The sequence below is a fragment of the Neobacillus rhizosphaerae genome (assembly GCF_050477885.1).
Classification (GTDB): domain Bacteria; phylum Bacillota; class Bacilli; order Bacillales; family Cytobacillaceae; genus Neobacillus; species Neobacillus rhizosphaerae_A.
Genome location: NZ_JBCNAC010000067.1, coordinates 79,245 through 91,316, shown reverse-complemented (window position 1 = coordinate 91,316; position 12,072 = coordinate 79,245). Strand labels below are relative to the sequence as shown.

The 12,072-nt window shown below is 38.5% G+C and carries 11 protein-coding genes; all 11 read left to right on the top strand.

The genetic code is table 11. The features are described from left to right. Positions 1-83: 83 nt before the first annotated feature. The 11 genes from ABES03_RS09225 to ABES03_RS09175 all read left to right on the top strand — a co-directional run bounded on the left by ABES03_RS09225 (position 84) and on the right by ABES03_RS09175 (position 11,998). Entirely contained in the window at positions 84-326 is a 243-nt protein-coding gene (locus ABES03_RS09225; protein WP_413301270.1) for a YlmC/YmxH family sporulation protein, read from the top strand. A gap of 171 nt (positions 327-497) precedes the next feature. After that, positions 498-1,400: a dipicolinic acid synthetase subunit A gene (dpaA, locus tag ABES03_RS09220; protein ID WP_430116997.1), complete on the top strand. Its 903-nt coding sequence runs from the start codon at positions 498-500 to the stop codon at positions 1,398-1,400. After that, the gene (gene dpaB / locus ABES03_RS09215; RefSeq protein WP_430116996.1) at positions 1,397-1,996 is read left to right on the top strand and encodes a dipicolinate synthase subunit B; all 600 of its coding nucleotides are present in this window, start codon (positions 1,397-1,399) and stop codon (positions 1,994-1,996) included. The genes dpaA and dpaB overlap by 4 nt, the downstream gene beginning before the upstream one ends. A 215-nt stretch (positions 1,997-2,211) precedes the next feature. Further along, positions 2,212-3,261 (top strand): aspartate-semialdehyde dehydrogenase, encoded by a 1,050-nt coding sequence (gene asd, locus ABES03_RS09210; protein WP_430116995.1) that lies wholly within the window; start codon positions 2,212-2,214, stop codon positions 3,259-3,261. A 34-nt stretch (positions 3,262-3,295) separates the two neighbouring features. After that, positions 3,296-4,540 (top strand): aspartate kinase, encoded by a 1,245-nt coding sequence (gene dapG / locus ABES03_RS09205; RefSeq protein WP_430116994.1) that lies wholly within the window; start codon positions 3,296-3,298, stop codon positions 4,538-4,540. 80 nt (positions 4,541-4,620) lie between these two features. Next, positions 4,621-5,493 carry a 4-hydroxy-tetrahydrodipicolinate synthase gene (dapA, locus tag ABES03_RS09200; protein WP_430116993.1) on the top strand — a complete coding sequence of 291 codons (873 nt, stop codon included), beginning with the start codon at positions 4,621-4,623 and terminating at the stop codon, positions 5,491-5,493. A 185-nt stretch (positions 5,494-5,678) separates the two neighbouring features. After that, entirely contained in the window at positions 5,679-7,346 is a 1,668-nt protein-coding gene (locus ABES03_RS09195; RefSeq protein WP_430116992.1) for a ribonuclease J, read from the top strand. 110 nt (positions 7,347-7,456) lie between these two features. Continuing rightward, positions 7,457-8,212, top strand: coding sequence for a ClpP family protease (locus ABES03_RS09190; protein WP_430116991.1), 756 nt, complete (start codon positions 7,457-7,459; stop codon positions 8,210-8,212). Then, entirely contained in the window at positions 8,209-8,448 is a 240-nt protein-coding gene (locus ABES03_RS09185; protein WP_430116990.1) for a YlzJ-like family protein, read from the top strand. Before ABES03_RS09190 ends, ABES03_RS09185 begins: the two co-directional genes overlap by 4 nt. A 145-nt stretch (positions 8,449-8,593) precedes the next feature. Beyond that, positions 8,594-10,945: a DNA translocase FtsK gene (locus ABES03_RS09180; protein ID WP_430116989.1), complete on the top strand. Its 2,352-nt coding sequence runs from the start codon at positions 8,594-8,596 to the stop codon at positions 10,943-10,945. A 330-nt stretch (positions 10,946-11,275) separates the two neighbouring features. Further along, positions 11,276-11,998: a GntR family transcriptional regulator gene (locus tag ABES03_RS09175; protein ID WP_309864929.1), complete on the top strand. Its 723-nt coding sequence runs from the start codon at positions 11,276-11,278 to the stop codon at positions 11,996-11,998. Positions 11,999-12,072 lie beyond the last annotated feature (74 nt).

Here is a 12,072-nt window from a genome sequence, read left to right as displayed (position 1 = left end):
AGGCGCTTCCGCTTTTCTTAGTCTAAATAGTATCTTCCTTCTATAAAATAGTAGAAAAGGGGAAGAGGGAGGTTTTTGGGGGTATGAGGTTAAGTGAATTAAGTGGGAAAGAGATTGTTGATGTAAAAAAGGCAGAGCGCCTAGGTGTACTCGGACAAACTGACTTAGAAATTAATGAAAGTACGGGACAAATACAGGCGTTGCTTATTCCTTCATTAAAATGGTTTGGCTTTAGGAAACAAGGTGAAGAAATCAGAGTACCCTGGAGACATATCAAAAAAATCGGATCGGATATGATTATTATTGATGTTCCTGAAGAAGAATAGAACCACCAGTGAGATTGAAAAGCCCAAGCAGAAAAACTTCTGCTTGGGCTTTTTTTCTTTAACATGTGTGGAAAACTCACCGAATGAAGGGAACTTACATAAGATGGTGAAGTGATAAGAAGAAAAGGAATACCTAGAAGGATTTTTATAAAAAAGAAGGTGAATGTTTTCATGCTGACAGGGATGCAGATAGCCGTGATTGGCGGTGATGCCAGACAGCTGGAAATCATCCGCAAGTTAACCGAATTGGACGCGAAATTATCGCTTATTGGTTTTGAGCAGCTTGATCATGCCTTTACAGGAGCGGTCAAGGAAAAGTTGGATGAGGTCGATTTTTCTAATATGGATGCACTGATTTTACCGGTGCCAGGTACAAATTTGGAGGGACAGGTCGAAACCATTTTCTCCAATGAAAAGGTTGTTATAACTGGAGAATTAATTAGTAAAACACCTGAACATTGTTCCATTTACTCTGGAATAAGTAACTCCTATTTAAATGGAATAACAAAAGAAAACAAAAGAACACTCATCCAATTATTCGAAAGAGATGATGTAGCTATCTATAATTCCATTCCAACGGTAGAAGGAACAATTATGATGGCGATCCAGCATACTGATTTCACGATACACGGATCAAATATTACTGTTTTGGGCCTGGGCCGAGTTGGGATGAGTGTAGCACGAACGTTTGCTGCGCTTGGAGCTAAGGTAAAGGTTGGAGCAAGGAAAAGTGAACATTTAGCAAGAATCACAGAAATGGGTTTAACGCCATTCCATTTAAATAATCTTGTGAATGAAGTAAAGAATACTGATATTTTAATAAATACAGCACCACATTTAATTGTTACGGCAATGGTTATCTCTAAATTACCTTCACATACTCTCATCATTGATCTAGCTTCGAAGCCTGGTGGAACTGATTTCCGATATGCAGAAAAGAGAGGAATTAAGGCGTTACTAGCTCCGGGATTACCAGGCATAGTTGCACCTAAAACAGCAGGTCAAATTTTGGCAAATGTTCTTGCCCAACTGCTTCAAGATGATTTACGAAAGCGAAAGGGGAAAGTGAAATGAGTTTAAAAGGTAAAAGAATAGGCTTTGGACTAACTGGATCCCATTGTACCTATGATGCCGTATTTCCAGAGATAGAAAAGCTTGTTCAAGCAGGAGCGGAGGTTGTTCCAGTAGCAACCGCTACTGTTCAAAATACAGATACACGCTTTGGCAAGGGGATGGATTGGATTCAACGCATTGAGGATTTAACGGGAAACAAAGTAATTGATTCAATTGTAAAAGCAGAGCCACTTGGTCCCAAATTCCCACTAGATTGTATGGTCATTGCCCCTTTAACAGGAGTGTCCATGAGTAAATTTGCAAATGCCATGAATGATAGCCCGGTGTTAATGGCAGCTAAAGCCACACTTAGAAACTTAAAGCCGGTTGTCCTTGGTATTTCAACTAATGATGCGCTTGGTTTAAATGGAGTAAACTTAATGCGTCTAATGGCTACTAAACATATTTTCTTTATTCCTTATGGGCAGGATGATCCAATAAAAAAACCAAACTCAATGGTTGCTAGAATGACGTTGCTTTCAGAAACTGTTGAAGCAGCGATGGAAGGAAAGCAGATTCAACCCGTTCTAATTGAAAGATATAAAGACGCTGAATAACTCTCTCTCTCTTTCATCATCAAAAAAGGTTATTTCTTCTGAGGAATATGTTAAAATAAATTAATCTTTTAACAGTGGAGCTTCTCACTTTCAGCTCCACTGTTAGGGTTATAAACTATACATGACATGCTGGCAATAATAGAGTGCCATTTCCTTTTAGACCTTCAAAAAATACCAGCCATGTTCAGGATGAAAGATTGAAAGGGGAACATGTAATGAGAGAGCATAATGGATTTCACGTTGCAGTAGTCGGAGCAACAGGAGCGGTTGGACAGCAAATGATCCAAACATTAGTGAAAGAGAATTTTCCAATCAGAGAACTTACCCTACTATCCTCAGCACGGTCGGCAGGGAAAAAAGTAATGATTAAAGGTCAGGAATATACCGTCCAAGAAGCCAAGCCTGAGAGCTTTGAGGGTGTTGAAATAGCACTGTTCAGTGCAGGTGGAAGCGTATCTAAAGAACTTGCTCCAGAAGCTGCTAAGCGTGGTGCCATTGTCGTGGACAACACTAGTGCGTTTAGGATGGATGAGAATATACCGTTGGTAGTACCAGAAGTTAATGAAGGGGATTTGCACAATCATAATGGAATTATTGCCAATCCGAATTGTTCTACCATTCAAATGGTTGTTGCTTTAGAGCCTATTCGTCAAAAATATGGTTTGAAAAAAATCATTGTCTCTACTTATCAAGCAGTGTCTGGTGCAGGTGCTGCAGCAGTGGAAGAATTAATGGAACAAACAAAGTCGATTCTTAATGGAGAGACTTATGAACCAAGTATTCTTCCAGTAAAATCAGACAAAAATCATTATCAAATTGCTTTTAATGCTATTCCACAAATTGATAAGTTCCAAGATAACGGCTATACGTATGAAGAAATGAAAATGATTAATGAAACAAAGAAAATCATGCACTTACCAGAGCTGCATGTCTCTGCTACATGTGTTCGCTTACCTGTGGCAGTTGGGCATTCTGAATCGGTATACTTTGAGATTGAAGAAGGAAATGTTAGCGCAAGTGAAATAAAAGCATTATTAAAAGATGCACCTGGCGTAATTCTTCAGGATGATCCTGAAAATCAAGTATACCCGATGCCGGCTGATTGTGTAGGCAAAAATGATGTATTCGTAGGACGTATTAGAAAAGATATGGATGAAGACCGTGGTTTCCATATGTGGGTTGTATCTGACAACCTGCTAAAAGGTGCTGCGTGGAATTCAGTACAAATTGCGGAAAGCTTAGTTAAATTAGGTTTAGTAAAATAAAAGTTACAACCAAAAGGCAGGTTTTGGTGTCACCATGAAAATTATTGTTCAAAAATTTGGCGGGACATCTGTGAAGGATGAAAAGAGTAGAAAGCATGCCCAAGGCCATATTGAAAAAGCATTAGCGGATGGATATAAAGTGGTGGTTGTTGTTTCTGCTATGGGTAGAAAAGGCGACTCTTATGCAACGGATACACTTTTATCGTTAATTGGTGGAAATTTAAGCAAGATTTCAAAAAGAGAACATGATTTATTATTGTCCTGTGGGGAGATTATATCTAGTGTCGTGTTTGCAAATATGTTATTAGACAGCGGTATGAATGCCGTAGCTTTAACAGGTGCTCAAGCAGGATTTAGGACGAATAATGACCATACAAATGCAAAAATTACTGAGATGAAGTGTGAGCGATTGCTCAGGGAACTTGAGAATAATGATGTAGTTGTTGTGGCTGGGTTTCAAGGAGCGGCAAAGAATGGGGATATTACCACCATTGGACGCGGGGGAAGTGATACATCCGCTGCCGCATTAGGTGCTGCTCTCAATGCCGAATGGATTGATATTTTTACTGATGTCGAAGGAATTATGACTGCAGACCCACGTATTGCTGAAAATGCCCGTCCACTATCAGTGGTTACTTACACTGAAGTGTGCAACATGGCCTATCAGGGGGCAAAGGTTATCCACCCAAGAGCAGTAGAAATTGCTATGCAGGCAAAGGTGCCAATCCGTATTCGTTCCACGTATTCCGATAATTTAGGAACATTAGTTACAACCCTAAATAAAAATAATCGGGGTAGTGATATTAAGGAACGTGTGGTAACAGGAATTGCACATGTTTCTAATGTTACTCAAATAAAGGTATTTGCTAAAAAAGATCAATATTATTTGCAGGCTGAAGTTTTTAAGGCAATGGCAAATGAAAAGATTAGTGTTGATTTTATCAACATATCGCCCAATGGTGTAGTTTACACGGTAACAGATGAGATGACCGACCGAGCAATAAAAGTATTAAATGAACTAGGGCATGATCCTGTTGTTGAGCGACATTGTGCAAAGGTTTCTGTAGTTGGTGCCGGAATTGCGGGTGTCCCTGGTGTTACCTCAAAGATTGTTACAGCACTATCAGATCAAGGGATTCGTATTTTACAATCGGCGGATAGTCATACAACCATTTGGGTACTTGTAAAGCAAGATGACTTAGTTAAATCCGTCAACGCACTTCATGACGCGTTTCAATTAGAAGATGAGTCAGTAGAATTCAATCTGTCAGATTTGTAATGGTGTTCAATGAAGTGATATAAGGGAAGGAGAAACCTCTCCGTTTTTCACTAGTGGCACGTAACGAAAGGAGTAGAACAATGATTCATTTCGGGCGGGTGTCTACAGCAATGGTAACCCCTTTTGATAAAAAAGGGCATATAGATTTTGCTAAGACAACTCAATTGATAAATTTCCTCATAGAGAATGGAACAGATTCACTGGTTATAGCTGGCACGACAGGGGAATCACCAACTTTAACAAAAGAGGAAAAACTTGCGTTATTTAGTCATGTAGTAAAGGTTGTAAACAAAAGAGTACCAGTTATTGCGGGTACGGGAAGTAACAATACGTATGCCTCTGTTGAATTGACAAAAAAGGCAGAGCAGCTTGGTGTTGATGCCATTATGGTTGTTGCACCATATTACAATAAACCAAATCAAGAAGGCTTATATCAGCATTTTAAAGCTGTGGCAGAAGCAACTTCTCTGCCAGTTATGGTGTATAACATTCCAGGTAGATCGGTTGTAAATATACTTCCTGAAACGATTATTCGTCTTTCAAAGATTTCGAATATCGTTGCGGTGAAGGAAGCCAGTGGAGATTTAAATGCAATGACACAGATTATTGCAAATACGGATGATGCGTTTGTTTTATACAGTGGGGATGATAGTTTAACATTACCTGTCCTATCTATAGGTGGTGCAGGTGTGGTATCAGTGGCATCGCATGTGGTAGGCAATGACATGCAGGAAATGGTTAAAGCTTTTTTTGATGGGGATTACAAAAAGGCTGCACTGTTACACCAACAACTTCTTCCAACAATGCAGGGATTATTTGCGGCTCCAAGTCCTGCACCGGTTAAAACAGCATTACAGATAGCTGGATTAGATGTTGGTTCAGTCAGGCTGCCGCTTGTTGGCCTCACTGAACAGGAACGTGCAACATTACTATCTATTTTAAATAAAAAGTGATTTTTCTAAGGGCTGACCTATAAGGGTCAGTCTCTTTCTTTTTATTGAAGGTACAGCCAAAGGTAAAATAGCTTTTTTAAGTTGTAAACATTTTCATTCTTCAAGTATAATAATGGTAACTGATTTCGAACGGAATAAAAATGTTCTAGAAATTAAATTGCTACTCAACATAGGAGGACTCAAACTTGATAAAGAGAAAAAATAAAACCATTAAGTTTATTGCACTTGGTGGAGTAGGAGAAATTGGAAAAAATATGTACCTTGTAGAAGTGGATGGTGACATATTGATCGTGGATGCCGGCTTAATGTTCCCCGAGGAAGAAATGTTAGGCATCGATATGGTCATTCCTGATTTAACCTATTTAAGAGATAATAAGGATCGAGTAAAAGCTGTTTTTTTAACACATGGACATGAAGATCATATTGGTGCACTTTCCTATGTACTAAGGCAAGTAAATGTACCTGTCTATGGAACAAAGTTAACCCTTGCACTTGCGGCTGCAAAGCTTAAAGAACAGGAATTTAACGGGAATGCTAACTTTATTGAAGTAAACTCAGATACAGTCGTAGAATTAGATTCAGTAAATGTCAGCTTCTTTAGGACAAATCATAGTATCCCTGACTCTGTCGGAGTGTGCATACATACATCTGAAGGAATTATCGTATATACAGGTGACTTTAAATTTGATCAGGCAGCAACGAAGCTTTATAAACCCGAAATTGGTAAAATGGCAGCTATAGGTGATCAAGGTGTTTTATGTTTAATATCAGATAGTACCGAAGCAGAAAAACCTGGTTACACAACTTCGGAAGCGATTGTTGAAAGAGAATTGTCTAATGCTTTCTACAATGCACCTGGCAGAATCATAGCCGCATGCTTTGCATCAGATATTAACCGGATCCAGCATATTTTTGATGTGGCGAAGGATAACGGTCGTAAAGTAGCAGTAGTAGGAAAAAGTTTGGAGCGTATTTATCATATTGCGCTTGATATGGGCTATTTAGAAGTGGATGAAGAGGTAATTATCCCAATTCATGAACTTAAGAATTACCATGATCGAGAAATTGTCGTGCTTGCTACGGGCACTCAAGGGGAACCAATTGAAGCTCTTCAAAAGATGGCAAAGCAAACACATAAACAATTGAATATTCAGACAGGTGATACTGTTCTAATTGCTGCCTCACCTTTAAAGGGTAGCGAAGTATTCTTATTTAAAACAGTAGATATGTTATTTAGAGCAGGGGCTAATGTTATATCTGGCAAACGGACAATTCATGTATCGAGTCATGGAAGTCAAGAAGAATTAAAATTCATGATTAACTTAATGCAACCAAAATTTTTCATTCCTGTTCATGGTGAGTATCGGATGTTAAAAGCCCATAGGAAAATAGCACTTGAATGCGGTATTACAGATGAAAAAATTGTGATTCCTGACCGAGGTGATGTGGTGGAATGGAAAGAAGGAAAGCTAGCATTGGCAGGTAAAGTTCCTTCTGGTAATGTCCTCATTGATGGAATTGGAGTAGGGGATGTTGGGAATATTGTATTGCGGGATCGTAGGCTTTTATCTCAGGATGGAATTCTTATTGTTGTTGTAACCTTGACGAAACATGAAAAGAAGATTGCAGCAGGTCCAGAAATTATTTCAAGAGGATTTGTATATGTTCGTGAATCTGAAAAATTAATGGATGATTCCACTAAATTGGTACGGGATATTGTTGATCGGACGATCGCTAAAGGTTCTTTTGAATGGGCAAGCCTAAAGCAAGAAATTCGAGATGAATTAAATCGCTATTTATTTGAAAAAACAAAAAGAAGACCAATGATTCTACCAATCATAATGGAAGTGTAAGTATGAAGGTACTGGACTATGAGCCAGTACCTTTTTTATATGGATTGGTAGAATGAAATCAAATCATAGGTCAATACTAAAATATATCATGCTTTGAAGGGAGTATTTGGATGAATAACGATATACAAAAAAATGATACTGGTAATCAGGATGGCGGCGAGCCTCAAAAAGAGGAAAAGCCTGCTTCAGGTTTAATAGAAAAAATTCAGCAGCTTGGCCAAACCAATGTTCCACAGCTATCTGCAGATTCAAGAATTCATTGTTTAACAATCATAGGTCAAATTGAGGGTCATATGGCACTTCCTCCTCAAAATAAAACCACTAAATATGAGCATCTATTGCCACAGCTCGTAGCTATTGAGCAAAATCCCAAGATTGAAGGAGTGCTCATAGTTTTAAATACAGTTGGAGGGGATGTTGAAGCAGGACTTGCTATTTCTGAAATGATAGCCTCCTTATCAAAACCAACTGTTTCCATTGTTTTAGGAGGCGGACATTCAATCGGTGTCCCAATTGCTGTTTCCTGTGATTATTCATTTATTGCAGAAACAGCTACTATGACGATTCACCCCATTCGATTAACTGGCCTTGTCATTGGTGTTCCTGCCACCTTTGAATACCTAGATAAAATGCAAGAGAGGGTAGTTAATTTCGTTACGAAGCATTCGAAAATTACCGAGGATACCTTTAAAGACTTAATGTTTGCAAAGGGTAATTTGACTAGAGATATTGGAACAAATGTAATTGGTGCGGACGCCGTTAAATCAGGATTAATTGATGAAGTAGGCGGTTTGGGGCCAGCTATGAAGAAGCTAAATGAAATGATCGACCTTCATAAGGAAAAAAATGAGGGGCTGATACAATGATTTTATATACGATGATGCCAAATGAACTGATATTTCCAACTGAGCAAGAATCATTTCAGCAGCAAAAAATGATAACCTACCAAGGAGTGCCACTTCTAGTAGAGCAAATGGATCCGCAAAATGTTCAAGTAATCCGTATTCTAAGCAGCGATCCTCAGCATTTTCTAGATGAACGGATTTGCCCTGGAGCTAAAATTTCTTTTGGTATCCAAGATGGTTTGTCCGCAATGCAGTAGTGATTATGGTATAATCAGGATACAAAGAAAAGAGCAGCCAATCCGGCTGCTTTCTTCCATTTCTCCATTATTTATTAAGTTATACCTACTAACTTATAGTAATATAGTGGAATAATATACCATAACTAACATATAAGGTGATTAGATGGCCAAAAAAAAGAGAAGACAACCAAAAAAGAGAGATAACCATTTAAAACGAACGATTCAATATGAATTAACTGCACTCGCTATTTTAGCTATTGCCATTATTTCCATTGCCAAACTTGGGGCAGTAGGGAAAGCTACTGTCCTTTTCTTTAGATTTTGGATGGGTGAATGGTATATGCTAGGTTTACTGGGGCTGGTAGTATTAAGCATATTTTTAATGTGGAAGCGAGAAATACCCTTTTTCTTTCATATTAAATTAGTCGGAAGCTATTTTATTGTTTCTGCTATCCTTTTATTAAGCCATGTTACATTGTTCCACTTACTTACGAATGATGGGAAATTTAAAGACCCAAGTGTCATTAGTAATACATGGGAATTATTCATGATGGAACTTCGAGGGGAAACAAGTACAACCGACCTTGGCGGTGGGATCCTTGGAGCTATTTTATTTGCACTTTTTCATTACCTATTCGCAGAAACAGGTACGAAGATCATTGCATTTATTTTTATTATCATTGGTATAGTTTTACTTACAGGCAAATCCTTTGGAGACTTCATAGGCAAGATTATGCTGACGCTATTCGACTTCTCTAAGAATCAATGGGAAGCATTTAAAACGGATATGTTAGAATGGAAGCAAAAACAAGAAGACCGGAAAAATGAGAAAAAGGAACAAAAAGCTAAACAACAGGAAAACGCTGCACAGGAAAGTGGACCTGTCATCAACGTTCAACAGCCACCGATGCAGGAGGAAACAACTGTTCCTGAGCCGATTATTTCGAGTTTCGCTGACAAAGCCTATATGGAAGAATCGGTAGACGTACCTTCGCACAATATAAATGAACAACCAAAAGGAAATAAAGGAAACTTGGAAGAGGAAGATGATCAAGCACCTCCAATCACGTTTACTGAAGTTGAAAATGTTGCATACGAATTGCCTCCTCTTAGATTATTAAAGCTACCGAAGAAAACAGATCAAAGTGGTGAATATGAACTAATTCATGCAAATGCTGCAAAGCTTGAGAGAACTTTTCAAAGTTTCGGTGTTAAGGCGAGAGTCACACAGGTTCATTTAGGCCCAGCTGTAACGAAATATGAAGTACACCCAGATGTGGGTGTGAAAGTTAGTAAGATTGTCAGCTTAAGTGATGACCTAGCCTTAGCACTTGCTGCAAAGGATATACGAATAGAGGCACCTATCCCAGGAAAATCTGCGATTGGAATTGAAGTTCCTAATTCAGAGGTAGCCATGGTCTCTCTTCGTGAAGTATTAGATGCTACGCAGAATGATAAACCGGATGCCAAATTACTAATTGGACTTGGAAGAGATATAACGGGCGAGGCTGTGCTGGCCGAATTAAATAAAATGCCCCATCTTCTTGTTGCTGGCGCTACTGGCAGCGGGAAAAGTGTATGTATTAATGGAATCATAACTAGTATCCTGATGAGGGCAAAGCCTCATGAAGTAAAGTTAATGATGATTGACCCGAAAATGGTTGAACTAAATGTTTATAATGGAATTCCACATTTACTTGCACCAGTTGTGACAGATGCCAAAAAAGCCTCACAAGCATTGAAAAAGGTTGTTAGTGAAATGGAAAGACGTTATGAACTATTTTCATACACAGGAACACGGAATATTGAGGGCTATAATGAGCATGTGAGAAGACATAATTTAGAGGAAAATGACAAGCAGCCATTATTGCCATACATTGTCGTTATTGTTGATGAGTTAGCCGATTTAATGATGGTTGCCTCTTCAGATGTAGAAGATTCAATCACAAGACTGGCACAAATGGCGCGTGCAGCTGGAATTCACTTAATTATCGCTACCCAAAGGCCATCAGTAGATGTTATTACAGGTGTCATAAAAGCAAATATACCTTCCCGTATTGCCTTTGCAGTTTCAAGTGCAACAGATTCAAGAACAATCTTGGATATGGGTGGAGCAGAAAAGTTACTGGGGCGGGGGGATATGTTATTCTTGCCAGTGGGAGCATCAAAGCCTGTTCGTGTCCAAGGTGCATTCCTTTCCGATCAAGAGGTTGAGGATACCGTTGAATTTGTTATTTCACAGCAAAAAGCTCAATACCAAGAAGAAATGATTCCTGATGATATTCCCGAAGTAACAGGGGCTGTCGAGGATGATTTATATGATGAGGCTGTTGATTTAATTGTTGAAATGCAGACAGCGTCGGTATCAATGTTACAGCGTCGTTTCAGAATTGGTTATACTAGAGCGGCGCGCCTAATAGATGAAATGGAAGCGCGTGGTGTAGTAGGACCATATGAAGGAAGTAAGCCTCGTGCGGTTTTACAGACGAAACCTAAAGAAGAACAAAGTTCATAGCTTACGAAAAAAAAGAGCCCTTGGCTCTTTTTTTATACTAAAAATAAAGAAATACCATACTATAGTAATAAGTGTGCGCTTAAAAAAATAATGAATAAGACCTACAAATATTACTAAAAAATACCTAAATTTTAAATGGAAGCAATCTATTATATCAGATTTATAGTGATTAAAATCAGTAACTTTATGACTTTTTTGAACAATGAACCTTTTTTCGACAAAATTTTGAATACCTATTTATTTATCACTAAAAAAATGTTACTATAATCTCGGTTAGTAGGAATGATATCAGATGTCTGATGTCTTAGGAAAAAGCCTGGAGGATGCAGCATGTCAATTAAGTCAGATAACCGGCATTTATACTTACAAGTAATCGATCGGTTAAAGCAGGATATTGAAAATGGAATATATAAAGAAAAAGAAAAATTACCTTCCGAATTCGATCTTGCTAAACAGCTTGGTGTAAGCAGGGCAACACTTCGAGAGGCTCTACGTATTCTTGAAGAAGAAAACGTTATCATTAGGCGCCATGGTGTTGGCACCTTCGTTAATGCAAAGCCACTGTTTACTTCAGGGATTGAACAACTTAATAGTGTCACTGACATGATTAAACAAGCTGGTATGAAACCAGGAACCATTTTCTTAAGCTCATCAACACAGGGGCCTACCGAAGAGGATATTCGCCGTTTCTCATGTTCTACAAGTGAGGAGATTTTCGTGATGGAGAGGGTTAGAACCGCAAATGGTGAACCAGTCGTCTATTGTATTGACAAGGTTCCAGAACGGATTTTGCCTAAAACTTTTTCCTATGAGGAAGGTTTCTTCCGCATATTGGACGAAGAAGCAAATCGAAGAATTACATACGCGGTAGCTCAAATCGAGCCGATAGGCTATCATGAGAAAATTTCCCCAATTCTAGAATGTGATCCTGAAACTGCATTGTTAGTTTTAAAACAGATGCATTTCGATGAAATGGATGAACCTGTCCTATATTCGGTAAACTATTTTAAAGCAGATAAGTTTAGTTTTCATGTATTAAGGAAACGTATTTAATTTTTTTATACGTGATGAAAACGCACCCAATTCTGCGAAAATTTCTACTATATCAAACATATCATAGGGGGTAC